The 24,880-nt window shown below is 64.2% G+C and carries 22 protein-coding genes; 7 read left to right on the top strand and 15 right to left on the bottom strand.

The genetic code is table 11. The features are described from left to right. Positions 1-79: 79 nt before the first annotated feature. The gene (locus QYH69_RS22560; RefSeq protein WP_308833999.1) at positions 80-673 is read left to right on the top strand and encodes a nitroreductase family protein; all 594 of its coding nucleotides are present in this window, start codon (positions 80-82) and stop codon (positions 671-673) included. 74 nt (positions 674-747) lie between these two features. Here the strand turns inward: QYH69_RS22560 and QYH69_RS22555 are convergent, their stop codons facing one another. Continuing rightward, on the bottom strand, positions 748-2,226 hold the full coding sequence (locus tag QYH69_RS22555) for an MFS transporter (RefSeq protein WP_308833998.1): 1,479 nt from the start codon (positions 2,224-2,226) through the stop codon (positions 748-750). Positions 2,227-2,571: 345 nt separating this feature from the next. Here QYH69_RS22555 and QYH69_RS22550 point away from each other — a divergent pair, with 345 nt between their 5' ends. Further along, on the top strand, positions 2,572-3,822 hold the full coding sequence (locus QYH69_RS22550) for an Hsp70 family protein (protein WP_308833997.1): 1,251 nt from the start codon (positions 2,572-2,574) through the stop codon (positions 3,820-3,822). A gap of 160 nt (positions 3,823-3,982) precedes the next feature. Here QYH69_RS22550 and QYH69_RS22545 read toward each other — a convergent pair whose 3' ends face one another. Next, positions 3,983-4,186, bottom strand: a complete 204-nt coding sequence (locus QYH69_RS22545; RefSeq protein ID WP_075158275.1) for a cold-shock protein — start codon at positions 4,184-4,186, stop codon at positions 3,983-3,985. A gap of 484 nt (positions 4,187-4,670) precedes the next feature. On the opposite strand from QYH69_RS22545, the gene QYH69_RS22540 reads away from it, so the two are divergent. Further along, a complete protein-coding gene (locus tag QYH69_RS22540) occupies positions 4,671-6,263 on the top strand; it encodes an APC family permease (RefSeq protein WP_308833996.1) in 1,593 nt (530 codons plus the stop codon). Between the two features lie 70 nt (positions 6,264-6,333). Here the strand turns inward: QYH69_RS22540 and QYH69_RS22535 are convergent, their stop codons facing one another. The 7 genes from QYH69_RS22535 to QYH69_RS22505 all read right to left on the bottom strand — a co-directional run bounded on the left by QYH69_RS22535 (position 6,334) and on the right by QYH69_RS22505 (position 12,751). Further along, a complete protein-coding gene (locus tag QYH69_RS22535; RefSeq protein ID WP_308833995.1) occupies positions 6,334-7,119 on the bottom strand; it encodes a class III extradiol ring-cleavage dioxygenase in 786 nt (261 codons plus the stop codon). A gap of 168 nt (positions 7,120-7,287) precedes the next feature. After that, the gene (locus QYH69_RS22530) at positions 7,288-7,884 is read right to left on the bottom strand and encodes a UbiX family flavin prenyltransferase (RefSeq protein WP_308833994.1); all 597 of its coding nucleotides are present in this window, start codon (positions 7,882-7,884) and stop codon (positions 7,288-7,290) included. Between the two features lie 170 nt (positions 7,885-8,054). Continuing rightward, on the bottom strand, positions 8,055-8,366 hold the full coding sequence (gene grxD / locus QYH69_RS22525) for a Grx4 family monothiol glutaredoxin (protein WP_308833993.1): 312 nt from the start codon (positions 8,364-8,366) through the stop codon (positions 8,055-8,057). Between the two features lie 36 nt (positions 8,367-8,402). Next, positions 8,403-9,362 (bottom strand): peptide chain release factor N(5)-glutamine methyltransferase, encoded by a 960-nt coding sequence (gene prmC, locus QYH69_RS22520; RefSeq protein ID WP_308833992.1) that lies wholly within the window; start codon positions 9,360-9,362, stop codon positions 8,403-8,405. Positions 9,363-9,406: 44 nt separating this feature from the next. Continuing rightward, entirely contained in the window at positions 9,407-10,489 is a 1,083-nt protein-coding gene (gene prfA / locus QYH69_RS22515; protein WP_308833991.1) for a peptide chain release factor 1, read from the bottom strand. A 184-nt stretch (positions 10,490-10,673) separates the two neighbouring features. Further along, positions 10,674-11,960: a glutamyl-tRNA reductase gene (gene hemA / locus QYH69_RS22510; protein ID WP_308833990.1), complete on the bottom strand. Its 1,287-nt coding sequence runs from the start codon at positions 11,958-11,960 to the stop codon at positions 10,674-10,676. 44 nt (positions 11,961-12,004) lie between these two features. Beyond that, positions 12,005-12,751 carry a response regulator transcription factor gene (locus tag QYH69_RS22505; RefSeq protein ID WP_308833989.1) on the bottom strand — a complete coding sequence of 249 codons (747 nt, stop codon included), beginning with the start codon at positions 12,749-12,751 and terminating at the stop codon, positions 12,005-12,007. Between the two features lie 275 nt (positions 12,752-13,026). On the opposite strand from QYH69_RS22505, the gene QYH69_RS22500 reads away from it, so the two are divergent. From QYH69_RS22500 to QYH69_RS22490, 3 genes are all read left to right on the top strand, one after another. Beyond that, positions 13,027-13,284 (top strand): hypothetical protein, encoded by a 258-nt coding sequence (locus QYH69_RS22500; protein WP_308834062.1) that lies wholly within the window; start codon positions 13,027-13,029, stop codon positions 13,282-13,284. 30 nt (positions 13,285-13,314) lie between these two features. Beyond that, complete coding sequence (locus QYH69_RS22495) at positions 13,315-15,129, top strand: aminopeptidase P family protein (protein WP_308833988.1); 1,815 nt, start codon at positions 13,315-13,317, stop codon at positions 15,127-15,129. Positions 15,130-15,233: 104 nt separating this feature from the next. Then, positions 15,234-15,857 carry an HAD family phosphatase gene (locus QYH69_RS22490; protein ID WP_308834061.1) on the top strand — a complete coding sequence of 208 codons (624 nt, stop codon included), beginning with the start codon at positions 15,234-15,236 and terminating at the stop codon, positions 15,855-15,857. A gap of 119 nt (positions 15,858-15,976) precedes the next feature. Here QYH69_RS22490 and QYH69_RS22485 read toward each other — a convergent pair whose 3' ends face one another. Both QYH69_RS22485 and ettA read right to left on the bottom strand, forming a co-directional pair. Beyond that, positions 15,977-17,107 carry a DUF748 domain-containing protein gene (locus tag QYH69_RS22485; protein WP_308833987.1) on the bottom strand — a complete coding sequence of 377 codons (1,131 nt, stop codon included), beginning with the start codon at positions 17,105-17,107 and terminating at the stop codon, positions 15,977-15,979. Between the two features lie 220 nt (positions 17,108-17,327). Then, complete coding sequence (gene ettA / locus QYH69_RS22480) at positions 17,328-18,995, bottom strand: energy-dependent translational throttle protein EttA (RefSeq protein ID WP_308833986.1); 1,668 nt, start codon at positions 18,993-18,995, stop codon at positions 17,328-17,330. 414 nt (positions 18,996-19,409) lie between these two features. Here ettA and QYH69_RS22475 point away from each other — a divergent pair, with 414 nt between their 5' ends. Next, entirely contained in the window at positions 19,410-20,399 is a 990-nt protein-coding gene (locus tag QYH69_RS22475) for a glycerophosphodiester phosphodiesterase family protein (RefSeq protein WP_374992471.1), read from the top strand. 4 nt (positions 20,400-20,403) lie between these two features. Here QYH69_RS22475 and QYH69_RS22470 read toward each other — a convergent pair whose 3' ends face one another. From QYH69_RS22470 to ugpB, 4 genes are all read right to left on the bottom strand, one after another. Further along, on the bottom strand, positions 20,404-21,540 hold the full coding sequence (locus QYH69_RS22470) for a sn-glycerol-3-phosphate import ATP-binding protein UgpC (RefSeq protein ID WP_308833985.1): 1,137 nt from the start codon (positions 21,538-21,540) through the stop codon (positions 20,404-20,406). 38 nt (positions 21,541-21,578) lie between these two features. Next, complete coding sequence (ugpE, locus tag QYH69_RS22465; protein WP_308833984.1) at positions 21,579-22,424, bottom strand: sn-glycerol-3-phosphate ABC transporter permease UgpE; 846 nt, start codon at positions 22,422-22,424, stop codon at positions 21,579-21,581. Continuing rightward, positions 22,421-23,305: a sn-glycerol-3-phosphate ABC transporter permease UgpA gene (gene ugpA, locus QYH69_RS22460; protein ID WP_308833983.1), complete on the bottom strand. Its 885-nt coding sequence runs from the start codon at positions 23,303-23,305 to the stop codon at positions 22,421-22,423. Before ugpA ends, ugpE begins: the two co-directional genes overlap by 4 nt. A gap of 77 nt (positions 23,306-23,382) precedes the next feature. Next, positions 23,383-24,723, bottom strand: a complete 1,341-nt coding sequence (gene ugpB / locus QYH69_RS22455; protein WP_308833982.1) for a sn-glycerol-3-phosphate ABC transporter substrate-binding protein UgpB — start codon at positions 24,721-24,723, stop codon at positions 23,383-23,385. Positions 24,724-24,880 lie beyond the last annotated feature (157 nt).

The following is a 24,880-nucleotide window of genomic DNA, read 5'->3' as shown; positions in this document are numbered from 1 at the left end:
TGGCGCTGGCGTTCCGGGTTATCCTATCCGGCCACTGCGCAATGATCGATCGTTCATGCACAACGACCGCGAGATGCACATGACCAAGAAAGTCGCTGCGACCGAAGTCCCCATTGAAGAATTGTTGGCGAGCCGCTGGAGCCCGCGCGCATTTTCGAACCAGCCGGTGAGCCGCGAGCATCTTCAGACTGTGCTCGAAGCGGCGCGCTGGGCGCCATCGGCATTCAACGGGCAGCCGTGGCGCTTTATCGTGTTCGATCGCGGTGTCGATGAAGTCGCGTTCAAGAAAGCATTCTCGACACTCGTGCCCTTCAATCAGGGATGGAACGGCGCGGTGCCCGTGCTGATCGCCGTCACGGCACATACGTTGACAAACAAGGGCAGCGTCAACCGTTGCGCGTCATATGACGCAGGCGCGGCTGCCATGGCGCTCGTCCTGCAGGCACACGCGCTTGGCCTCGCCGCCCATCAGATGAGCGGCTTCGACGTCGGGGCGTTCCGTCGCACATTCGATATTCCCGACGACGTCGAAGTAATTTCGATGATCGCGCTCGGACACTTCGGCGAAGTCGACAAACTCGACCCGGTGCTGCGCGAACGCGAGAAATCGGTACGCACGCGCTTGCCGCTTACGGAGATTGCGTTCGCGGGAGCGTGGAAAAAGACGTTCTAGGCGCGCAATGCGATAGCCGCAGATCGCGCCACGCAGATCGCGTCGCACACTCGCCTGACGTAGTCCGGGCCGCGTCAGTCATCTTCAACCGCGGACAACGGCGCCGCGACGCTTTCTAGCGAACGCCGCTCCGCGTCGACTCCCCATATCGCCGCAATCAGCGCCGCGGCCAGCATGAGCGCCGCACCGACGAGGTACCCGGAAAACACCTCGCCGCGTTGATGAGTATCGATCAGGCGTCCAAAGAACGCCGGTCCGACGATGCCGCCTAGCGCGGTGCCGAACGCATAGAACACCGCGATTGCCAGCGCGCGGATTTCAAGCGGAAACGACTCGCTGACGGTCAGATACGCGGAGCTCGCCGCAGCCGAAGCGAAAAAGAAAATCACCATCCACGAGATCGTCTGCGTCGTGACCGTCAGCCAGTGCTGCTCGAACATGTAGCCGCTCACGGTCAGCAGCACGGCGGAAAGGGCATAGGTTGTCGTGATCATCTTGCGCCGGCCGATCACGTCGAAGAGCCGCCCGAGCAGAAGCGGTCCGAGAAAGTTGCCGAGTGCGAAAGGCAGCAGGTACCAGCCGATATGATCGCCGGGCACGCCGTAAAAGTCGGTCAGCACGAGCGCATAGGTGAAGAAGATCGCGTTGTAGCAGAACGCCTGCGCCGTCATCAGCGACAGGCCGACGAGCGCGCGCTGCCGATGTCGCACGAATAGCGTGTCGAACACTTCGCGCAGTGTCGTGTGTTCACGCGCGCGCAAGCGCAGACGCTTCAACGTTTCGGTGCCTTTCAGCGGATGCCCTTCGTGGCGAAAGCGCGCTTCGATTTCTTCGACCACCGCACGTGCTTCATGCGCTTCGCCGTGAGTGAGGAGCCAGCGCGGACTCTCGGGAATCCACCTGCGCATCGGCAGGATCGCGAGCGCGAGCACCGCGCCGATCAGGAAGCACGCGCGCCACCCCCAGTCGGGCGGCATGAGTCCAGGGTCGAGCAGTACGAGCGAGCCTGCGGCGCCGAGTCCCGCGCCAACCCAGAACGTGCCGTTGATCGCAAGATCGGTCCAGCCGCGCACGCGTGCGGGCGTGAACTCCTGGATCGTCGAATTGATGGCCGTGTACTCGCCGCCGATGCCCGCGCCGGTCAGGAAGCGGAACAGCAGGAAAGTCGCAAGATTCCACGAGAACGCGGTCGCCGCCGTCGCGGCGAGATACAGCCCGAGCGTGATAAAGAACAGCTTGCGCCGCCCGAGACGATCGGTCAGCCAGCCGAAGCCGAGGGCGCCGAGCACGGCGCCGGCAATATACGCGCTGCCCGCGAGGCCGATTTCCGCATTGTTGAAATGCAACGACGAGCTCGATTTCAATGCACTCGCCACCGCGCCGGCCAGTGTCACCTCGAGTCCGTCGAGCAGCCACGTGACGCCGAGCGCGAAGACGACCATCGTGTGAAAGCGGCCCCACGGCAGGCGGTCGAGCCGCGAGGGCAGGTCCGTCTCGACGATCGAAGATGATGCCGACTCTGCGCGTGCCGTTGCGGCGGGCGGTTCGGACATGGCGGCGGGTCTCCATTTTCGTTGGCGGGCGGAGGCTGTCGGCGTACGCCCGTTGGCAAATAGTCTGGCAAGAAGACTGCGCGCAGCGCAAGCGAAGCTTTCGGCATCCGGCGAACCGGGTTTCCGCAACTTTCGTTCCGCGGCGCGCGGTTGCTTGCGACGGCTTGCCGTGACCCGGCCGTTCGCTGCCGCAGCCTGCCTCGACACACGCCGGGTTCGCGCGGCGGGCACGCGAATCCGCATCACGGGTTGCCGCAGGTCTCCCTTTCGTGCTAAAAAGCCCGTCCCTTCTCTCGTTCGCGCGGGTGCGGGCGGCGCAGCGCGCCGTCAGCCAGCGATGTCCTCATGACCTTTTGCGCGATTGACTTCGGTACGTCGAATTCGGCGGTCGCGGTGCCCGACAACGGCGCGCTGCGGCTCGCGCCGGTCGAAGGCGCGTACACGACGCTGCCGACCGCGGTGTTCTTCAATACCGACGAAAACACCCGCGAATACGGGCGCGCCGCGCTCGAAGCGTACATCGATGGCTTCGACGGCCGCCTGATGCGCTCGATGAAGAGTATTCTCGGCTCGGCGCTCGCCGACAGCACGACCGAGCTCGGTGATGGCAGCGCGATCCGATACACGGACGTGATCGCGATCTTTCTCACGCATCTGAAGCGGCATGCGGAAGCGGGCGCCGGCGTCACGCTCGAGCGCGCGGTGCTCGGCCGCCCGGTGTTCTTCGTCGACGACGATCCGCGCGCCGACCGTCTCGCGCAGCAACAGCTCGAAGCCGCCGCACGCACGGTCGGATTTCGCGACATCCAGTTCCAGTATGAGCCGATCGCGGCCGCGTTCGACTACGAATCGCATCTGACGGAAGAGCAGCTCGTGCTGGTGGCCGATATCGGCGGCGGCACATCGGACTTTTCGCTCGTGCGCGTCGGGCCGCAGCGGATGGCGCGCATCGAGCGCAAGGACGACGTGCTCGCCCATCACGGCGTCCATGTCGCAGGCACCGATTTCGACCGGCGCGTCGAGCTGACGACGATCCTGACGGAGCTCGGCTACCGGGCCCTCGATCCCGAGGGCCGCGAGGTGCCGAACCGCATCTACTTCGATCTCGCGACGTGGCATCTGATCAATACCGTTTACGCGCCGAAGCGTGTCGGCGAACTTGCGCTGATCAGGCACCTGTACACGGACACGTGTCGTCACGACCGGCTGATGAGAGTCGTCGAGCGGCGTCTCGGGCATGCGCTGGCCGCTTGCGCGGAAGAGGCGAAAATCGGTGTCGCGGCGGGCGGCGAGACGCTGATCGATCTGGAGATGGTCGAAGACGACCTGCGCGTGGCATTCGACGAAGCGCAACTGATCGAAGCGGGCAAGGAAGAAACGCGACGCATCGTTCAGGCGGCGCGCGATACGGTGCAGGCCGCAGGCGTTGCCGACCGCGACGTCGGTGCGCTGTATTTCACCGGCGGTTCGACGGGGCTCGCGTTTCTTTCCGGCGCGCTTTCCGCGGCGTTTCCCGAGGCGCGGCCGGTGTTCGGCGACCGGCTTGCCAGCGTGGCCACGGGCCTCGGCATCCACGCGCAACGCGTGTTCAGCTAAGCGGAAGTCGCGCGCGCCGGGCTTTGTCTGTACACGCAGCCGCGTAACGCGATACTCCTCCCGCGCCAAACGACAGACAATAGCTGCCGACAAATGCAAAAAACCCCGCTTATGCGGGGTTTTTCCTGGTATTCCTGGGGTCTCCCCCAGGACATACAGCTTAGGCCGGCTTGATGTTAGCGGCCTGCTTGCCCTTCGGGCCCGTCTTCACTTCAAACGTGACCTTCTGGTTTTCCTGGAGCGTCTTGAAGCCTTCGATGCGGATTTCCGAGAAATGCGCGAACAGATCTTCGCCGCCGCCGTCCGGGGTGATAAAGCCAAAGCCCTTAGCGTCATTGAACCACTTGACGGTACCGGTTTCCATATTACTTTTTCCTAAAAGAGGTAAATAAGGCCGAAGCCTGTAGGGGTGCACGAAAATCAAGGAAGGGGTAATAGGACCAGCCGGAGTACCGCTGATGGGCGAACCAACCAAAAGACCAATTCACTCGCCACTTGAAATCCTGCCCGATCTTTATACGGTCATTTCGAGAGAAGGTCAATAGTGTCCCCGTCTTCTTCACAGGCATTAACGCTTTATGCCAGAAACTGTGTTTACAAAGCTTGCAAATCGCGCGAGTTTTTTGTAGGAACGAATCGATTTTTCGTATTCAACGGCAGGTGCAACCGTTACACTACGCGCCTCGTTGACGGTTGCACCCATCGCATCGCGTCATTGACAGTTGTGTGCGCAGTTGTCCTTGACGTTGTCCCGGGTGGCCCGAAGCGTGCGTAACGTGGGCGGCGGCCGGTGCTCAATCTGTAGTCGGCGCGGTCCTTCGAGACGGTCTCAGAGATCAGGAGAAGACGTGACAAGTTCTATTCAACGGAAAATCGGGCCGATCGCGCTGCTGTTGACCGGCCTCGGTTCGATCATCGGGTCCGGGTGGCTGTTCGGCGCCTGGAAGGCGGCAAAAATTGCGGGACCGGCAGCCATTTGTGCATGGGTGATCGGCGCGGTGGTGATACTCGCGATCGCGCTCACCTATGCGGAACTCGGCGCGATGCTGCCCGAGTCGGGCGGTATGGTGCGCTACGCGCGCTATTCGCACGGCGCACTCGTCGGATTCATCAGCGCGTGGGCGAACTGGATCGCGATTGTGTCGGTGATCCCGATCGAGGCCGAGGCATCGATCCAGTACATGAGCACGTGGCCTTACCCTTGGGCGCATGCGCTCTTCGTCAACGGATCGCTGACGGCAAACGGGTTATTGCTGTCCGCCGCGCTCGTGATCGTCTATTTCCTGTTGAACTACTGGGGCGTGAAACTGTTCGCGCACGCGAACTCCGCGATTACCGTCTTCAAGTTCATCATCCCCGGTGCGACGATTCTTGGTCTCCTGCTGACCGGTTTTCATCGTGAGAACTTCGGCGAGGCGAGCACGTTTGCGCCGTACGGCTGGTCGGCGGTGCTCACCGCGGTGGCGACGAGCGGCATCGTCTTCGCGTTCAACGGATTTCAGAGCCCGGTCAACCTCGCGGGTGAAGCGCGCAATCCCGCGAAGAGCGTGCCGTTTGCGGTGATCGGTTCGATCCTGCTTGCGCTTGTGATCTACGTGCTGCTGCAGATCGCCTACATCGGCGCGGTCAATCCGGCCGATGTGATGAAGGGCTGGAGCCACTTCACGTTTGCGTCGCCGTTCGCGGAACTGGCGATCGCGCTGAACCTGAACTGGCTCGCAATTCTTCTCTACGTCGACGCGTTCGTGAGCCCGAGCGGCACCGGCACGACGTATATGGCCACCACCACGCGAATGATCTACGCAATGGAGCGCAATAACACGCTGCCGAAGATGTTCGGCGTCGTGCATCCGCTCTACGGCGTGCCGCGTATGGCCATGTGGTTCAACCTGCTCGTGTCGTTTATCTTCCTGTTCTTCTTCCGCGGCTGGAGTTCGCTCGCGGCGGTGATTTCGGTCGCGACGGTCATCTCGTATCTGACGGGCCCGATCAGTCTGATGGCGCTGCGCCGTACTGCAACCGACCTCGAGCGCCCGCTGCAGATCGCCGGCATGAAGGTGATCGCACCGTTCGCATTTGTCTGCGCGTCGCTGATCCTGTACTGGGCGAAATGGCCGCTGACCGGCGAAATCATCCTGCTGATGATCGTCGCGCTGCCCGTGTACTTCTACTATCAGGCGAAGGCCGGCTTTGCAGGCTGGGGCCGCGATCTGAAGGCTGCGTGGTGGCTCGTGGCCTACCTGCCGACGATGGCGGTGCTGTCGCTGATCGGCAGCAAACAGTTCGGCGGTCTCGACGTGCTGCCATATGGGTGGGACATGATCGTCGTGATCGTCTGTGCGCTGGTGTTTAATTACTGGGGTGTGCATACCGGTTACCGCACCGAATATCTGGCCGAGCGCGAATCGCATGACGAGATTCTCGAGGGGGTCGGCGCATAGGGTGGGGTTGGTTTCACGGCGAGAGCGGCACCGGGCGACTTCGGCACACCTCGGAAACCGTCAGCAAACCTCAGGCATCGGTGAACACGTAGTTCGTCATCGCGAGCACGCGCTGATAGGTGCCGAGCGGCTGGATCTGCATCTGATAATCGTCGGCGGCGGCGCCTAGCGCGGCGAATACCGGCAGCAGGTGTTCGTCGGTCGGGTGCATCGATACCGCGTGCGGCGCGTGGCGTCGATAGTCGAGCAGCGCGTCGACATCGCGTGCGGCGAGACGCGCTTCGAACCAGTCGGTGAACTCCGTTACGCGCGGGTCGGCGTCTTCCGGGCGAGCCGAAAAGTCCGCTTCGCGCAGGTTGTGGGTGATCTGTCCGGAGCCGATCACCATCACGCCATCGTCGCGCAGCGCGCGCAATGCGCGCCCGACGCGGAAGTGGTGGCCGGGATCGAGGCGGGGTTGGATCGACAACTGTGCGACCGGGATGTCGGCGGACGGGAACATCAGCAGCATCGGCACCCACGCGCCATGGTCGAGCCCGTGCGGTTCGCTCGACGTGGCAATACCGGCGGCGTCGAGCAGTTCCGCCGCGTGCCGCGCGACATCGGGTGCGCCGGGCGCCGGGTACCGGATGTCGTAGAGCTGGCGCGGGAAGCCGTGGAAGTCGTGGATCGTCTCCGGCTTGCTCGCGGTGCTCGCGACCGGCTTCGCAGTCATCCAGTGCGCGGACAGCATCAGAATCGCTTTCGGGCGCGGCAATGTGGCCGACAGCGAGGCAAATTCGGCGGACGGCAGCGACGGGTCGATCGGCAGCGTCGGCGCGCCGTGGGAAAGGAATAGCGTCGGCAGGCGGGTCATGGCGGCATCGGTCGCGGGTTGGCGCGACGCGAGTGTGTTTCGATGCAGCGACTATATAGACGCACCGGCATTTGATAAACGGGCCAAGGCGGAATTAATTGCGTCGCGGGCGTTGTGAATTCCGGTCCGGTGAAGTTCGTTCGGTTGTCGGTTCAAGGGCGCCGCAGTCTATTCGTTTGCGCCCAACCCTTCCCACGCCGGTGCGAGCGACGGTCCGAGCGAAAGCAGATCGACGACGCGCGCCACCGTGTAGTCGACCATCTCATCAAGCGTAGCGGGCTTGCTGTAAAACGCCGGCACGGACGGAAACACGATGCCGCCCATCTCGGTGACGGCCGTCATATTGCGCAGATGCACGAGGTTCAGCGGCGTTTCGCGCACCATCAGCACGAGCCGGCGGCGTTCTTTCAATGTGACGTCGGCGGCGCGGCAAATGAGGTTGTCGGAGAGGCCGTGCGCGATGCTCGCGAGTGTCTTCATCGAGCAGGGTGCGACGATCATGCCGTGCGTCGTCAACGAACCCGACGCGACGCTCGCGCCGATATCGCGCACCGAATGGACGACATCCGCGAGCGGGTGCACGTCTTCTTTCGTCAATTGAAGCTCGTGATGAATATTGAGCCATCCGGCGCTCGACACGAGCAGATGACTTTCGACACCGCCGATCCGACGCAGCGCGTGCAGCAGCCGGATGCCGTAAATCGCGCCCGATGCGCCGGTGATCGCGACGATCACGCGGCGGGGTACGGCAATGCGTGTGTCCATGAAGTGCCTCGCAACCGGCAGGCTATCGGGCAGCTATCCGGCGAACCATACGGCGGCCATGGGCACGGCGATATGGGGTGGCATTGCTGGCGGCCATAAGTGGCGGCCGTAAGTGGCGGCCCCCCAGGCGGCCCGCAGGCGTCGCGAGCCCTTTGCGCTGATGCGTTTCGTTAAGCCGCGGCAAACAACTGCTGGAGTTCGCCCGATTGGTACATCTCCATCATGATGTCCGAGCCGCCGACGAATTCGCCCTTTACGTAGAGCTGCGGGATGGTCGGCCAGTTCGAGAATGCCTTGATGCCCTGGCGGACCTCGTCGTCTTCGAGCACGTTGACGGTCTTGAACTCGTCGACGCCGCATGCCTTCAGGATCTGCACCGCGCGGCCCGAGAAGCCGCACATCGGAAACTGCGCGTTGCCCTTCATGAAGAGCACGACGGCGTTTTCGTCGACGATCTGCTTGATGCGTTGTTGCGTATCCATGACTGACCTTGCGATTCGGGAAATGAGTAGGGTTGACTACAAATGATAGCGGATTTCGTCAGGGCGAGCCGACGGTGTCGAAGGCGGCAGCTCGCCGCCGCTGATGCGCTCGATCCCGGCCAGATCGCATTCGGAGCGCACGTCGCGGAACCCATGCGCCGCAAGCAGCGCGCGCACGGCCGCCGCCTGATCGTAGCCATGCTCGATCCATAGTGCGCCGCGCGCGGCGAGCCATGCGGGCGCCTCCGTCACGATCGAACGTATCGCGGATAAGCCATCGGCTTCGTCCGTCAGCGCGCCGCGCGGCTCGAAGCGCAGATCGCCTTGCGCGAGATGCGGGTCGTCGCCGGCGATATACGGCGGATTGCTGACGATCGCATCGAAGCGCAGCGGCGGGGCGTCAGGCGAGCCGCCGGGTGGCCCTTCGCGCAGGGTGTCGAGCGGCGCGTACCAGTCGCCATGCAGCAAGGTCAGCGCGCCGCCGGGGCGTTGCGCATCGAGCAGACGTGCCGCATTGCGCGCGGCGACCTGCAACGCATCAATCGACCGGTCGACCGCCCACACCTGCGCATCGGGCCGCGCTGACGCGATCGCGACCGCAATCGCGCCGGTTCCCGTGCCGAGATCGAGCACACGCGGGCGTGTGCGGTTGGCGATGACGTGGAGCGCGGTTTCGACCAGCAGTTCGGTCTCCGGCCGCGGAATCAGCACATGCGGCGTGACTTCGAATTCGAGTCCGTAGAACTCGCGCGCGCCGACCAGTTGGGCGACCGGCTCGCCCGCGACGCGCCGCGCTTCGAGCCGATGCCAGAGCGCGACCTGCACAGCATCGAGCGGTTCTTCGGCGCGCGTGATCAGTTCGGTCCGCCGCCAGCCCAGCGCATGCCCGAGCAGAATGCGCGCCTCGAGCGCCAGCAGCGGCGACGCGCGAAGCAGCGCGGCAACCGTGGCCGGTTCCGATTCGCCGGATATTCTGCCGGACCTTTCGCCGCTCATTTTTGTGCTCGTCTCGCCGCTTGTTCCACCGCTTGTTCCATCGCTTATTCCGCGTCCCCGAGCGACGCGAGCAGCTCGGCCTGATGCTCGCTGACGAGCGCGGCGATCAGCTCGTCGAGATCGCCCTCCATGATCGCTTCGAGCCGATACAGCGTCAGGTTGATGCGGTGATCGGTGAGTCGCCCTTGCGGGAAGTTGTAGGTGCGGATGCGCTCCGAGCGGTCGCCCGAACCGATCAGGCTCTTGCGCGTGGCCGCCTCCTTCGCGTGCTGCTCATGGTATTGCTTGTCCTTGATGCGCGCCGCGAGCACTTTGAGCGCGCGGTCCTTGTTCTTGTGCTGCGAGCGATCGTCCTGGCACTCGACGACGATACCCGTCGGCAAGTGCGTAACGCGCACGGCCGAGTCCGTTTTGTTGATGTGCTGGCCGCCGGCACCCGACGCGCGGAACGTATCGATGCGCAGATCGGACGGATTGATCTCGACTTCCCCGATCTCATCGGCTTCCGGCATGACCGCGACCGTGCACGCGGACGTATGGATGCGGCCTTGCGTTTCGGTGGCCGGCACGCGCTGCACGCGATGTCCGCCCGATTCGAACTTGAGCTTCGAGTAAGCCGCCTCGCCCGCAATGCGCACGATCACTTCCTTGTAGCCGCCGAGGTCCGATTCGCTTGCCGACATCATTTCGACCTGCCAGCGATTACGTTCCGCGTAGCGCAGATACATGCGCAGCAAATCGCCCGCGAACAGCGCCGACTCGTCGCCGCCCGTGCCCGCACGGATTTCGAGGAAGATATTGCGCTCGTCGTTCGGGTCTTTCGGCAGCAGCATGCGCTGCAATTCGGCCTCGAGTTGCTCCATCCGCTCGCGCGCCGCGCGGTTTTCTTCTTCGGCGAATTCCTTCATCGACGGATCCGACATCAGTTCCTGCGCGGTCGCCGCATCGTTGACGGCCTGGCGCCACAGCGCGTAATGCTCGACGACGGGTCCCAGCTCCGCATGCTCGCGCGTGAGTTTGCGGTATTGATCGAGATTCGCGGTGACGTCCGCGCGGCTCAACAGGTCATTCAGTTCGGCCAGCCGTGTGGTGAGCTGGTCGAGCTTGCTTTGCATGCTCGTTTTCATGGGATTTTCGTTGCGCTCCGGAGCGGGCTCCGGAAGTGATAGCCAGAATTGGGGAAGCGGGTGGCCTGTACCACGGAACTGCAAACAGGCACTCAGGCCGCGGGCCGGGGCGCCGCGCACGTTCCGGAAAGCGCCAGTTGCTGGTGGCTGCCGGAGCGCCGACGCCCGATATGCGTTAGCGCAGCTAACGCTCGGGCGTGTGATTGTGTTTGTAGAAGCCGCTCATCAGTTCGATGAGGGTGGCGCGGTTGTCGCTGTTCGCACGGTTCAGCGCATGCGTCGGACCGTGGATCAGCTTGTTCGTGATGGATTGCGACAGCGCTTCGAGCACGACGGCAGGATCGTCGCCGCGCGCGAGCATCTTGAGCGCTTTATCGACTTCGGCGCGGCGCAGCGCGTCCGCCTGCGTATGCATATGGCGAATGACCGGCACGATGCTGCGCGCGTCGAGCCACTGCATGAAGTTCTGCACGCGCGTTTCGATGATCGCCTCGGCCTGCGCGACGGCCGCCTGACGCGACGCATTGCCTTCGCGGACGATCGCGCCGAGATCGTCCACGGTGTACAGGAACACGTCTTCGAGCAAGCCGACTTCCGGCTCGATGTCGCGCGGCACGGCGAGATCGACCATGAAAATCGGGCGGTGACGGCGCGCCTTGACGGCGCGCTCGACTGCGCCGAGGCCGATGATAGGCAGCGTCGACGCCGTGCACGACACGATGATGTCGAATTCGTGCATGCGCGTCGGCAGTTCGGCAAGCTGAATCGCGCGGCCGTTGAAACGTTCGGCGAGGCGCTCGCCGCGCTCGGCGGTACGGTTCGCGATCACGAGTTCACGCGGCTGTTGCGCGGCGAAGTGCGTCGCGCACAGCTCGATCATTTCGCCGGCGCCGATAAAAAGCACGCGCTGGTTCGATACCTTGTCGAAAATGCGCTGCGCGAGCCGCACGGCCGCAGCGGCCATCGATACGGACTGCGCGCCGATTTCGGTCGTGCTGCGCACTTCCTTCGCCACGGCGAACGTGCGCTGGAACAGCTGGTTCAGATACGTGCCGAGCGCGCCGGCCTCGGATGCCGTGCGCACCGCGTCCTTCATCTGACCGACGATCTGGGTTTCACCGAGCACCATCGAATCGAGCCCCGATGCGACGCGAAACGCGTGGCGCACGGCTTCCGACTGCGGCAGCGCGTAGACATGCGGTGCGAGTTCGTCGACCGGGAGATTGTGGTACATCGACAGCCACCGGATCGCGGCTTCACGGGCCGCGCGGTCGTCGGTGGCGCAGTAGAGTTCGGTGCGGTTGCAGGTGGACAGGATCGCGGCTTCAGGCGCGTTGGGCGCCGCGCGGCCGAGCCACAGCTCCTTGAACGCGTCGAGCGCGGGCTTGATCTGTTCGAGCGGAAACGCCACGCGTTCGCGCAGGGCGACTGGCGCAGTGTGGTGATTGATTCCGATCGTTAAAAGCTGCATAAATGGGGACAGCCCGGCGACTGGGGCTATGGTTTAGCCCCATATTATAGCGTTTCCACGATTGTTTCAGTCCGGGGCGGCTCGTCCCCGTCGCCGTTGCCGTCTGCGGCGGAGACAGGGTCGAGCCGGTAGCCGTAGCCGTACAACGGCGTCAACGCGTAGCCGCGCTCGGGCCGCAATTCGAGCTTCGCGCGGATGCGCGAGGCATGCGTGTCGAGCGTGCGCGACTTGATGTCGCGGCGGCCCCAGACGGTTTCAAGTATCTGGGCGCGCGAAACGGGCCGCGACATATTGGAAAACAGCAGGAGCGCGAAGCGCAGTTCCTTCGGCGTCATCGGAATGACCTGACCCCGACAGACGACGAGCGAGCGTCCGCCGTCGAACGCATATTCGCCAAACGTCTCGCGCGCGCGGTTGCGCGGCCGGCGAAAGCCCGCGCGGCGAATCAGCGCATCGACGCGGGCAAGCATTTCGGGGCCGCGCACCGGCTTCGCGACGCAGTCGTCGGCGCCCGCGTGCAGCGCAGCCACGAGTTCGCTTTCGCGCGGCGCTTTCATTGTGACGATGATGGGCAGGCCCGGCAGCACCTTGCGCGCGAGCGCGATGACGTCCTCGGCGCAGCGGTCGCCGGCCCAGACTTCGGTGACGAGAAGATCGAAGAAAAGCTGCCGGGCGCTACAGAGGAATGGCTCGCTCGCGCTGAAGTGCTGGCACGCGTGGCCTGCGGCGAGCAGCAGGCGGGTGACGAGTGCCGCGTGGCGAAGGTCCGGCTCGATGAGGGCGATTCGCATGGGGACGCGTTGCAGACCGGCGCCTTAAGCTTGCGAGCGAGGAGGCGAGCGCGTAGGCGTGGTGGCTTGCCTAACGGTATTCCCGCCCCTAAACTCAACCGCTACCCATCGCCCGCGCGACTGCTGGCGAACCGCCGATGAACAGCGGCGCAGATAAGCGCCGTGCTGACCTTCTGGTTAATGAGAGAAAAAATGCTAACTATCGTCGGCGTGCCGGCAAATGGGACAAATCCGAAACTTCGGACAATTCCGTCGCGGCCCGAGGGGCGTCGCTGATGGGGTGGTCCGGCGTCGTCGTCGTCGGCATCGCGGTCGGGCTGGCGGGCTGGTGGCTGCATCCGCTGCGGCGCAGAAGCGGCGCGCGGCTATGGGTGGCGGTGCTCGCGGGCGTGCTCGGCGCGGCCCTGGCGCGCATGGCCGGCCATGTCACGACGCTTTTTCGCGATGGCGATACGCTCGAATGGCCGGTCTGCACGGCGGTCGCGCTCGTCGCGGTCGCCGCCGCGGTCGGCCTGCTGTCACGGCGGCGCTGAAATGCCGCTCAATATTTTCTGGTGAACACGATGAACGTCCGACTCCCTGAAACTGCATCGATTCCCGAACGAATCGCGCAACTGCGTGGCGCCATGACGCACGCCGGCCTTGCCGCTTATCTGGTGCCATCGGCCGATCCGCACCTGTCCGAGTATTTGCCGGGCCGCTGGAAAGGGCGCGAGTGGCTATCGGGCTTCACCGGTTCGGTCGGCACGCTCGTGGTGACGCCGGACTTCGCGGGCCTGTGGGTCGACAGCCGTTATTGGGTGCAGGCCGAAGCGCAACTGGCCGGCACCGGCATTGCGCTCATGAAAATGATGGGCGGCCAGCTGACGCAGCCGCATATCGAATGGCTCGCGCAGAACGTGGCGTCGGGCGGCACGGTCGGCGTCGACGGCGCGGTGCTCGGGGTCGCGGCTGCGCGTGCGCTCGGCGACGCGCTCGCGGCACGCGGCGTCAAGCTGCGCACCGACGTCGATCTGCTCGATGCGATCTGGCCGCAACGCCCGCCGCTGCCGGCCGATGCGGTCTACGAACATGCACCGCCGCAAGCGAGCGTCGCGCGCGCGGACAAGCTCGCGCGGGTGCGCCGCGCCATGCAGGAGCAAGGCGCGCAGTGGCATTTCATCTCGACGCTCGACGACCTCGCGTGGCTCCTGAACCTGCGCGGCGCCGACGTGAACTACAACCCGGTGTTCGTCGCGCATGCGCTGATCGGGCTCGAACGCGCGACGCTGTTCGTGGTCGAGGGCAAGGTGCCGGCGCCGCTTGCCGACGCGCTTGCGCGCGATGGCGTTCGCGTCGAGCCGTATGCGCAGGCGGCCGGCGCGCTCGCGGCGCTGCCTGCTGGCGCGACGCTGCTGGTGGACCCGCGGCGCGTGACGTTCGGCATGCTGCAGCCGGTGCCGTCGCACGTGAAGGTGGTCGAGGCGATCAATCCGACCACCCTGTTCAAGTCGCGCAAGACCGAGGCCGAGGCCGCGCAGGTGCGCGCGACGATGGAACCGGACGGCGCGGCGCTCGCCGAATTCTTCGCATGGTTCGAAGGCGCGCTCGGCCGCGAGACGATCACCGAACTGACCGTCGACGAACGTCTGACGGCGGCTCGCGCGCGCCGTCCCGGCTTCGTCACGTTGAGCTTTTCGACGATCGCCGCATTCAACGCGAACGGCGCGATGCCGCACTACCGCGCGTTGCCGGAGTCGCATGCGACGATCGAAGGCAACGGGCTGCTGCTGATCGATTCGGGCGGCCAGTACCTGAGCGGCACCACCGACATCACGCGCGTCGTGCCGATCGGTACGATCGACGACGCGCACCGACGCGACTTCACGACGGTGCTCAAAGGCACGATCGCGCTGTCGCGCGCGCGCTTTCCGCGCGGCATCCGCTCGCCGATGCTCGACGCGATCGCGCGCGCACCGATCTGGGAAGCCGGCGCCGACTACGGTCATGGCACCGGCCATGGCGTCGGCTATTTCCTGAATGTGCACGAAGGGCCGCAGGTCATCTCGCATTACGCGCCGGCCGAAGCGTGGACCGCGATGGAAGAGGGGATGATCACGTCGATCGAGCCGGGCATCTATCGGCCCGGCAAATGGGGCATCCGCATCGAAAACCTTGTGCTGAACCGCGCGGCCGGCAGGACCGAGTTCGGCGATTTCCTCGAGTTCGAAACGCTGACGCTGTGCCCGATCGACACGCGTTGCATCGCGCTGCCGCTGTTGCGCGACGACGAGCGCGCGTGGCTCAACGCGTATCACGAGACGGTGCGCGCGCGAATCGCGCCGCATGTGTCGGGCGATGCGAAGGCGTGGCTCGAGACGCGGACGAAGGCGATCTGATCGGTCTCATCGATCTGACCGATCTGACCGATCGGATCGTCGCGAACCGCGAACCGTACGCCGCCGGGCGCTCCCTCAATTCTGCGACCAACAACGGAGTTTGCATGACCATCAAGGCAGTCGTGTTCGATTTCGGCGGCGTGCTGATCGACTGGAGCCCGCAGTACCTGTACCGCACGTTGATTCCGGACGAAACCGAGCGTCAGTGGTTTCTCGCGAACGTGTGCACGATGGAGTGGGTCATTCGGCAGGACGGCGGCCAGCCGATTGCCGAGGGCACGGCCGAACTGATCGAGCAGTTTCCCGATCATGAGCCGCTGATCCGCGCGTTTTACGAGCGCTGGCACGAGATGGTGGCCGGCGTGCTGCACGACGGCGTCGCAACGGTCGATAAGCTCGATGCAGCCGGTGTGCCGATCTTCGGCTTGACGAACTGGTCGGCCGAGACGTTCCCGTACGCGTGGGAGAACTATCCGGTGCTGCGGCGCTTTCGCGACATCATCGTGTCGGGGCGAGTGAAGCTCGTGAAGCCGGACCCAGCGATCTTCGGCATGATGCGCGAGCGCATCGAAGCGCATGTGCCGGGCGTGGCGCCGCACGAACTCGTCTTTATCGACGACAACCTCAAGAATGCCGAAGCGGCGAGTGCGCTCGGCTGGCATGGCGTGCACCATACGAGCGCGGCACAGACCGAAGCGAAGCTGCGCGAACTCGGTTTGCCGGTTTAAACAGCATTCGGCGTGCAGCGGCTGGCACGCCGCGCGATCAGCGATCGCATGCGCCGCCGGCGCGCGCCGCGCTTTGCTCGTGCGCTTTGCTCGTGCGCATTGCTCATCCAGCCGCGCGCTTACTGCCCAAGCAGATTCTTCAACGCGTTGCCAAGTCCCTTCACCGTTTCACCGGCGCCCTTCGCGACACCCTCCGCGCTCACGCCGAGCGCCTTCGCGAAGTTCGCGCGCAGCTCGGTCATCAGGCTTTCGTTGAGCTTGAACTTTGGGTCGCGCAGATTGCCGTCGAGCACGAAATGCAGCGTGATCTCGTCGCCATGGCTCTTCAGTGCGGCGACGGCCGCGCGCGTCGGAATCGACATAAACGTGTCGAGCGGGTTGTCCGATTCCTGAAGCCGCAGATGGTGCAACGTCAGCATGCCGGGCGCGTGGATGCGATAGTCGCGCACCGTCGATTCGACGCTCAGGTCGAGCGTACCGCCGGTCACGCGTGCTTTGGCGCCGGCCTTCTTGAGCATATACGGGTCGAGCATCACGATATCGACGCCGCGCAGCGTCGTCGTCAGCTGCGAGTCCTTGTTAGCGATTCTGATCCAGCCGTTGAGTCCGACCTTGCCGGTATGTTCGGGGCCTTTGATCGAGCCCGTGACCGCCACCGACGTCGGTTCGTCGAGTTCCGGCAGATGAATGTGATCGACGGTTGCATTCGCGTCGGTCACGCTGACCTTGTATGGCGGCTGGCTGACCATTTGATCGTAGAAATCGAATGTGCCGCGCTCGAAGCGGACCTGATCGATCAGTTTTTCCGCAGGCGGTGCCTGGCGCGCGCCGGGTGTGCTGGCCGCTGGCTGCGTGCTGCTAATGGATTGCCGCAGATTTGGCAGCAACTCGACCGTACCGCCCGGCTTGCGAATTGCCGCGAGCGTGAAATCGCTGACCACCACTTCGCGGATGTGCAAGGGCCGCCGCATCAACGCGTCACGCAGATCCGGTTCCAGCGTGATCTGCGCGGCACGCAAGGTATTGGGCGTCGGCCAGTCTTTTGGCGCGATCAGGCGCACGTTGGTAAGCCTGATCGACGTGAAGCCGACGTCGATACGCTCGGCGCTGCCGAGCGGCCCGAGCGCCTCGGTGACGCGCGCTTTGACTTCGCGCTGCACATAGTACAAACCGCCAAGCGCCAGGACCGCGAGCACGATGATGACGGCGACCACGCCGACGATTACGCGCTTGCCCACCGACATCGTCATTCTGCCTCCTTGTCGTCATCCACCGTGTGGCAGTCGTTTCCGGCCGGCCCTGGCCGCGGCTGCTGCAAAGCGTCGGGCAGCAAACGCCATGCCGAAATATACGAGCGAGGCTGCGCATCGTCGTAGGCCCTTCCTGGTGGACCAGGCGGACGCGACCGACCCGACGGACAACCGGGCGGCCAGACCCAGCCACCCTGTGTTTAACCGCCAACCAACGCGCTTACCGCGTAATCGGCTTATACCGCAGACGTTTCGGCTGCGCCGCTTCTTCGCCGAGACGGGCGCGCTTGTCGGCCTCGTATTCCTGATAGTTGCCGTCGAAGAACGTCGCTTGCGAATCGCCTTCGAACGCGAGGATATGCGTCGCGATGCGGTCGAGGAACCAGCGATCGTGCGAGATCACCAACACCGAGCCGGCGAACTCGAGCAGTGCATCTTCGAGCGCGCGCAGCGTTTCGACGTCGAGGTCGTTCGACGGTTCGTCGAGCAGCAGCACGTTGCCGCCCGCGATCAGCGTCTTGGCCAGATGCAGCCGTCCCCGCTCGCCGCCCGACAGCGTGCCGACGTTCTTCTGCTGGTCCCCGCCCTTGAAGTTGAAACGGCCGATATACGCGCGCGACGGCGTTTCGTACTTGCCGACCGTCAGCACGTCGGCGCCGCCCGAGATTTCCTCGAACACGGTCTTCGAACCGTCGAGCGCGTCGCGGCTCTGGTCGACGTACGCGACTTTCACCGTCGGTCCGCGCACGATCTCGCCCGAATCGGGCTGCTCGCGGCCCGTCAGCATGCGGAACAGCGTCGACTTGCCCGCGCCGTTCGGTCCGATGATGCCGACAATCGCGCCCGCCGGAATCTTGAAGCTCAGGTTATCGATCAGCAAACGATCGCCGTACGACTTGCTGACGTTCCTGAATTCGATCACTTCATTGCCGAGCCGCTCGCCGGCCGGAATGAAGATTTCCTGCGTTTCGTTACGCTTCTGGTATTCCTGACTGTTGAGCTCCTCGAAGCGCGCGATACGTGCCTTCGACTTCGCCTGACGGCCCTTCGGATTCTGGCGCACCCATTCGAGCTCTTTCCTGATCGCTTTCTGACGCGCCGATTCCGACGACTCTTCCTGCTTCAGGCGATTTTCCTTCTGATCGAGCCAGCTGCTGTAGTTGCCCTTCCATGGAATGCCGTGGCCGCGGTCGAGTTCGAGAATCCACTCGGCTGCGTTGTCGAGGAAGTAGCGATCGTGCGTGACGGCCACCACGGTGCCCGGGAAGCGCGTGAGGAACTGCTCGAGCCATTCGACCGATTCGGCGTCGAGGTGGTTGGTCGGCTCGTCGAGCAGCAGCATGTCGGGCTTTTCGAGCAGCAGCTTGCACAGCGCGACGCGGCGCTTCTCGCCGCCCGACAGATGCTCGATCTTCGCGTCCCACGGCGGCAGGCGCAGTGCGTCGGCCGCGACTTCGAGCTGCTGCTCGGGGCTGCCGCCATCGGAAGTGGCGAGGATCGCCTCGTACTTCGCCTGTTCGGCGGCGAGCTTGTCGAAGTCGGCATCGGGCTCCGCGTACGCTGCATAAATTTCGTCGAGCTTTTTCTGCGCGCTGAACACGTCGCCGAGACCTTCCTCGACCGCTTCGCGCACGGTCTTTTGCGGGTCGAGCTGCGGTTCCTGCGGCAGGTAGCCGATGTTCAGGTTCGGCATCGGCGTCGCTTCGCCTTCGATATCCTTGTCGACGCCGGCCATGATCTTGATCAGTGTCGATTTGCCCGAGCCGTTCAGGCCGAGCACGCCGATCTTCGCACCGGGGAAGAACGACAGCGAGATGTCCTTCAGAATTTGACGCTTGGGCGGCACGATCTTGCCGACCCGGTTCATGGTGAAGACGTATTGGGCCATTTGCTTGCAATTGGGCGTTGACGCCGCCGGCCTGCATCGAGCCGGGCGGGCGGCGAGGGGTGGATGGCACAGCGTTCACGCGTGCACGACAACATGTCCGACGATCCGGCAACGTGCATTGACCGGCTGTGACCGGCTCCCGCGCGCGGTGCGGCTGGTACGCGATGCTGCGGTTCGTACGATGGTGAAGCCGCGAGCGCAGCGGGAGGAGGTGCCATTGTACTTCGCGGCCGATGGCGCGGGCGTGGCGAACGGCAATGCCACGGCATGGCAGGGGTACGGTCGCAAGCGACGAAGCGATGTTGCGGGTGCTGTTCCCGTCAGGGACGGCGCCCGTAATGATATATAACGACCCGTCGCGATTCGCGCCACATAAACTCGTTTGCTCTTTCACCATTCGAAGCAGGTAATAACGTGTTCAGAACGCTCTGCGCGGCTTCCGCGCTGTCGGCAGTCCTGCTTGTGTCGGCTTGCGGCGCCGGGTCCGCGGCGCAACCGGCCGTGGACGCTGCGGCATCGACCTTGCCGCGCATCGTCGCGCACCGCGGCGGCACCGCCGACGCGCCGGAAAACACACTCGAAGCGATCAGGCTCGCGATAGCGAACCACGCCGATGCGATCTGGCTCACCGTTCAGCTAAGCATGGACGGCGTGCCCGTGCTCTATCGGCCCGCGGATCTGTCGGCATTGACCGACGCAAAGGGACCGGTCGCGTCGCATAGCGCGGCGCAGTTGGCGCATATCAACGCGGGCTGGACCTTCAAGGGCGCCGATAGCGGCAATCCCTATCCGTATCGCGCTCATCCCGCCTCTATTCCGACGCTCAGCGAGGCGTTGCGTGCGATCCCCGCGCATATCCCGGTCATGCTCGATATGAAGGCGACGCCGGCCGAACCGCAGGCGCACGCCGTCGCGCGCGTGTTGACCGAACAAGACGCATGGTCGCGCGTGACGATCTATTCGACCGACGCCGCGTACCAACGCAGCTTTGCCGCGTACCCGCAGGCGCGTGTGTTCGAGTCGCGCGATGCGACGCGGCAGCGTCTCGTGCGCGCGCTGCTCGCGGGCCAATGCGACGATGCGCCTGCCGCGCACACATGGACGGCATTCGAACTGCACCGTGTTTTGAAGGTGACGGAGGAATTCACCCTCGGCGAGGGCGGCTCCGAGGTGAACGCGACGTTGTGGACGCCGGCCACCGTCGCCTGCTTCCGTCAGCAGCCCGATGTGCGGATCGTCGCGATCGCGGTCAATAACGCCGACGACTATCGCGCGATGGCGTGTCTTGGCGTCGACGCGGTGCTGTCCGACTCGCCGAGGCAGATGTCGGCGATTCGCGCGTCGCTGGCGGCGGCGTCGAGCGGCGGTCAACGCAAGGCGATCGGTTGTGGCGACGCGCCGTGACGAACTAGGATCGGCCGGCGGGCTGATCCTGGTTCGCGCGCTGCCCGCTCGCCGGATCGAAGAAATGCAGATGCTGTGCCGGCAGTGAGAGTTCGAGTGCATCGCCGGCCGCGGGCCGATGCGCGTGCGGCAAACGCGCGGTCACGTCGTGCTTGCCCCACCGTCCATGCGCGAGATTGTCCGCGCCGAGCAACTCGCACGAATCGACCGTCAGCGTCACGCCTGCGGCGCCCGGCTGCCCCGGCGTCAGATGCTCGGGCCGGATGCCGAGCACCCATTCGCGGCCGGCCGCCACCTCGCGCCCGACGCATGGCACGCCTGCCAGCGGCAAGCTCGGGCCGCGCCCGCCGCCATTGCCTGCGACATCGCCGGCCACCTCGAAGCTCGTGCCGTCGTCGGAAATGCGGCCTTCGAGCAGATTCATGCCCGGCGAGCCGATAAAGCCCGCAACGAACATCGTCGCCGGCCGTTCGTAGACTTCGGTCGGCGCGCCGATCTGTTCGGCCTTGCCGCGGTTCATGACGATCACGCGTTGCGCGAGCGTCATCGCTTCGATCTGATCGTGCGTGACGTAAAGGCTCGTCGTGGCGAGGCGCGCATGCAGGCGCTGGATTTCGAGGCGCATCTGTACGCGCAGCCGCGCATCGAGGTTCGACAACGGTTCGTCGAACAGAAACACGGACGGCTCGCGCACGATCGCGCGGCCCATCGCGACACGCTGCCGCTGACCGCCCGACAACTCGCGCGGTTTGCGCGACAGCAGCGGCTCGAGTTCGAGAATCTGCGCTGCAGCCTGCACGCGCCGCCCGATCGTCGCGCGGTCGACGCCTGCGATCTTCAGCGCGTAGCCCATATTTTCCGCGACGGTCATATGCGGATACAGCGCATAGTTCTGAAACACCATCGCGATGTTGCGGTCCTTCGGCTCGAGGTTATTGACAACCGTGCCGTCGATCGCGATCGTGCCTTCGCTGATTCGCTCGAGGCCCGCCACCATGCGCAGCAATGTCGACTTGCCGCAGCCCGACGGACCGACCATCACGACGAACTCGCCGTCGGCCACGGCCGCATCGATGCCGTGCAGCACGAACTGCTTGCCGTCGTAGGTTTTCTTTACGCCTTTGAGTGTCAGTGCGGCCATGCGTTATGCCCTTGAATTTTGCCCATGACGGTTGCGCGTCATTTTTCGGCATCGACGAGACCGCGCACGAACCAGCGCTGCATCGCGAGCACGACGACGAGCGGCGGCAGCATGGCGAGCAGCGTCGCGGCCATCACGAGATGCCATTCGGTGGCGGTATCGCCCGATGCGATCATGCTTTTGATGCCGATCACCGCCGTCATCAACGACGCGTCGTTCGTGATCAGAATCGGCCACAAGTACTGGTTCCAGCCGTAGATAAACGTGATGACGAAGAGCGCCGCGATATTCGTCTTCGACAGCGGCAGGACGATGTCCCAAAAGAAACGCAGCGCGCCCGCGCCGTCGATGCGCGCGGCTTCGATCAGTTCATCGGGCAGCGTCATGAAGAACTGGCGGAACAGGAAGGTTGCCGTGGCCGATGCGATCAGCGGCAGCGTGAGGCCCGCATACGTGTTGGCCAGATGCAGCGACGACACGACCTGCACGGTCGGAAAGATCCGCACCTCGACCGGCAGCATCAGCGTGATGAAGATGAGCCAGAACGCGAGATTCCTGAACGGAAAGCGGAAAAACACGATCGCGAACGCGGAGATGATCGACACCGCGATCTTGCCGATCGAAATGACGAGCGCCATCACGAGGCTGTTCAGCAGCATCGTGCCGAACGGGCTCGCCGCGTTGCCGCTGCCGTGGCGCCAGACGGTCGCCATGTTTTCGAAGAGATGCGTGCTCGGCACGAGCGACAGCGGTACGTTGAATACTTCGTGCTCGTTCATCGTTGCCGCGCAAAACGCGACGTAGACCGGAAACACGACGAGCAGCACGCCGACGATCAGCACCGCGTGGCAGAAGAGGTCGAAACCGCGGCGATTTTCGATCATGCGTATTGGACCTTGCGCTCGATGAAACGGAACTGCACGACGGTCAGGCCGACGACGATCAGCATCAGCACGACCGATTGCGCGCCGGAGCTGCCGATGTCGAGCCCCTGGAAGCCTTCGGCGAAGATCTTGTAGATCAGCGTTCTGGTCGACTGCGCTGGGCCGCCGGCGGTCGCGGCGTCGATGATCGGGAAGGTGTCGAAGAACGCGTAGACAATGTTCACGACGAGCAGGAAGAAGCTGGTCGGCGACAGCAGCGGCAGCGCGATGCCGAAGAAGCGGCGCACCGGACCCGCGCCGTCGATCGCGGCCGCTTCGATCAGCGAACGCGGAATGGCCTGCAAGCCCGCGTAGAAGAACAGGAAGTTGTAGCTGACCTGCTTCCAGACCGAGGCGAGCACGACAAGAAACATGGCCTGGCCCGGATTCAACGCGTGATTCCAGACGATGCCGTATTTCGCGAGCGCGTAGGTGACGAGCCCGATGCTCGGGTTGAACAGAAAGGCCCACAGCACGGCGGCGATCGCGGGCGCGACGGCGTATGGCCAGATCAGCAGCGTCTGGTACGCTTTCGCGCCGCGCGTCACGCGGTCCGCGCAGGCGGCGAGCAGCAGCGAGATCGCGAGGCCGCTGACGGTCACGAGCGCGCTGAAAATCAGCGTCGTATTGAACGACGACAGATACAGCGGGTCGCCGAATAGCTGGCGGAAGTTCGCGAAGCCGACGAATTCGCTCGAGGTGCCGAACGCGTCCTGCGTTTGCGTCGATTGCCAGAGCGCGACGCCGGCGGGCCATACGAAAAACACGAGCGTAATGGCGAGCTGCGGCGCGACGAGCAGATAAGGGAGCAGGCCCGTGCTGAAAGTCGAACGTTTTTGCATCGAAGATCGCCTCGAAGGGACCGTGAAGGCGAACGGGACACGCGCCCGTTCGCGGCCGGCTATCGTTGCCCCCGGTTCTAGCTACCGGCCTTTTCGAAGCGGCGCAGCAGCTCGTTGCCGCGTGACACCGACGAATCGAGTGCATCCTTCGGCGACTTCTTCTGCGCCCACACCTGTTCGAGCTCTTCGTCGATGACCGTGCGGATCTGCGGCATGTTGCCGAGGCGCAGGCCCTTCGTGTACGGCAGCGGCGGCTTGTTCAACATCTGTTTGATGGCGGTGTCGCTGCCGGGGTTCTTTTCGTAGAAGCCCTGTTGCTGCGTGAGCTGGTACGCGGCCGTCGTGACCGGCAGATAACCGGTGTCCTGATGCCACTTTGCGGCGACCGGCGGCGAAGTCAGATATTCAAGAAACTTCGCGACGCCCTTATAGACGGCCGGATCCTTGCCCGACAGCACCCATAGGCTCGCGCCGCCGATCATCGCGTTCTGCGGCGCGCCTTTCACGCCTGGGTCGTACGGCATCATGCCGGTGCCGAAATCGAACTTCGCGTACTTGCGGATTGTCGCGAGCGAGCCCGACGAGTTCGTGATGATCGCGCAATCGCCGCTATAGAACTTCGAGACGGGCTCGTCCTTGCGCCCTGCATAGGTGAACGTGCCTTCCTTCGCCATGTTCTGCAGGAACTGGATATGCGCGATCTGCAGCGGCTTGTTGAATTCGAGTTGCGCGTCGAGGCCGTCGAAGCCGTTGTTCCTGGTGGCGAACGGCGCAGCGTGCCATGCGCTGTAGTTTTCGAGCTGAATCCAGCTTTGCCAGCCCGACGAGTAGCCGCACGACATGCCCGATGCTTTCAGCTTGCGCGCATCCTGTTCGACTTCGGGCCATGTTTTCGGCGGCTGGTTCGGGTCGAGGCCGGCCTTTTTGAACGCATCCTTGTTGTAGTAGAGCACCGGCGTCGAGCTGTTGAACGGCATCGAGATCAGGTGGCCGGTTTTCGAGTCGCTGTAATAGCTCGCGATGGTCGGCACGAACGCTTTTTCGTCGAGCGGGATGCCGGCCTGCCTGAACACATCGGAGACGGGGATCACCGCTTTCTTCGCCTGCATCATCGTCGCGGTGCCGACTTCGTAGACCTGCAGGATCGCCGGCGCGTTGCCGCTGCGGTACGCGGCGATGCCGGCGGCGAGCGTCTGGTCGTAGGTGCCCTTGAAGACGGGGACGATCTTGTAGTCGCTTTGCGACTTGTTGAAGTCGTTGGCGATGTCGTTCAGGCGTTCGCCGAGCGCGGCTTCCATGGCGTGCCAGAACTGGATCTCGGTGGCGGCGCGAGCGCTGGGGCTGATGCCGACGCCTGCTGCGGCGAACGCGACGGTGATTGCGACGGAAAAAGAACGGATGAGCGGCTTGCGATGCATCGATTTGTCTCCTTTTGCTAGGGCACGCGACGGAGGTTGGGGTCGCGCGATTCTAGTTGTGGTCGATGACAGGCGGGCGAAAGAGACGTTTCAGTATGTAAAGATGCCGATGATAGCGGAACAAAACGCGCAATTAATGTTGCGGTCGTCATCGGAA

The organism is Paraburkholderia sp. SARCC-3016 (assembly GCF_031119615.1).
Lineage (GTDB): Bacteria > Pseudomonadota > Gammaproteobacteria > Burkholderiales > Burkholderiaceae > Paraburkholderia.
The sequence above is the reverse complement of the archived record's forward strand: the minus strand, read 5'-3'. Positions and strand labels throughout refer to the sequence as shown.

Coding starts and splice junctions, on each gene's coding strand:
- prmC (WP_308833992.1), bottom strand. CDS start 9,362: ATGAGCGGCGAAAGGTCCGGCAGAATATCCGGCGAATCGGAACCGGCC.
- QYH69_RS22490 (WP_308834061.1), top strand. CDS start 15,234: ATGACCATCAAGGCAGTCGTGTTCGATTTCGGCGGCGTGCTGATCGAC.
- QYH69_RS22470 (WP_308833985.1), bottom strand. CDS start 21,540: ATGGCCGCACTGACACTCAAAGGCGTAAAGAAAACCTACGACGGCAAG.
- QYH69_RS22505 (WP_308833989.1), bottom strand. CDS start 12,751: ATGCGAATCGCCCTCATCGAGCCGGACCTTCGCCACGCGGCACTCGTC.
- ugpA (WP_308833983.1), bottom strand. CDS start 23,305: ATGCAAAAACGTTCGACTTTCAGCACGGGCCTGCTCCCTTATCTGCTC.
- ugpE (WP_308833984.1), bottom strand. CDS start 22,424: ATGATCGAAAATCGCCGCGGTTTCGACCTCTTCTGCCACGCGGTGCTG.
- QYH69_RS22500 (WP_308834062.1), top strand. CDS start 13,027: ATGGGGTGGTCCGGCGTCGTCGTCGTCGGCATCGCGGTCGGGCTGGCG.
- QYH69_RS22550 (WP_308833997.1), top strand. CDS start 2,572: ATGACCTTTTGCGCGATTGACTTCGGTACGTCGAATTCGGCGGTCGCG.
- hemA (WP_308833990.1), bottom strand. CDS start 11,960: ATGCAGCTTTTAACGATCGGAATCAATCACCACACTGCGCCAGTCGCC.
- prfA (WP_308833991.1), bottom strand. CDS start 10,489: ATGAAAACGAGCATGCAAAGCAAGCTCGACCAGCTCACCACACGGCTG.
- QYH69_RS22555 (WP_308833998.1), bottom strand. CDS start 2,226: ATGTCCGAACCGCCCGCCGCAACGGCACGCGCAGAGTCGGCATCATCT.
- QYH69_RS22560 (WP_308833999.1), top strand. CDS start 80: ATGACCAAGAAAGTCGCTGCGACCGAAGTCCCCATTGAAGAATTGTTG.
- QYH69_RS22535 (WP_308833995.1), bottom strand. CDS start 7,119: ATGACCCGCCTGCCGACGCTATTCCTTTCCCACGGCGCGCCGACGCTG.
- QYH69_RS22545 (WP_075158275.1), bottom strand. CDS start 4,186: ATGGAAACCGGTACCGTCAAGTGGTTCAATGACGCTAAGGGCTTTGGC.
- QYH69_RS22485 (WP_308833987.1), bottom strand. CDS start 17,107: ATGACGATGTCGGTGGGCAAGCGCGTAATCGTCGGCGTGGTCGCCGTC.
- QYH69_RS22495 (WP_308833988.1), top strand. CDS start 13,315: ATGAACGTCCGACTCCCTGAAACTGCATCGATTCCCGAACGAATCGCG.
- ettA (WP_308833986.1), bottom strand. CDS start 18,995: ATGGCCCAATACGTCTTCACCATGAACCGGGTCGGCAAGATCGTGCCG.
- QYH69_RS22530 (WP_308833994.1), bottom strand. CDS start 7,884: ATGGACACACGCATTGCCGTACCCCGCCGCGTGATCGTCGCGATCACC.
- grxD (WP_308833993.1), bottom strand. CDS start 8,366: ATGGATACGCAACAACGCATCAAGCAGATCGTCGACGAAAACGCCGTC.
- ugpB (WP_308833982.1), bottom strand. CDS start 24,723: ATGCATCGCAAGCCGCTCATCCGTTCTTTTTCCGTCGCAATCACCGTC.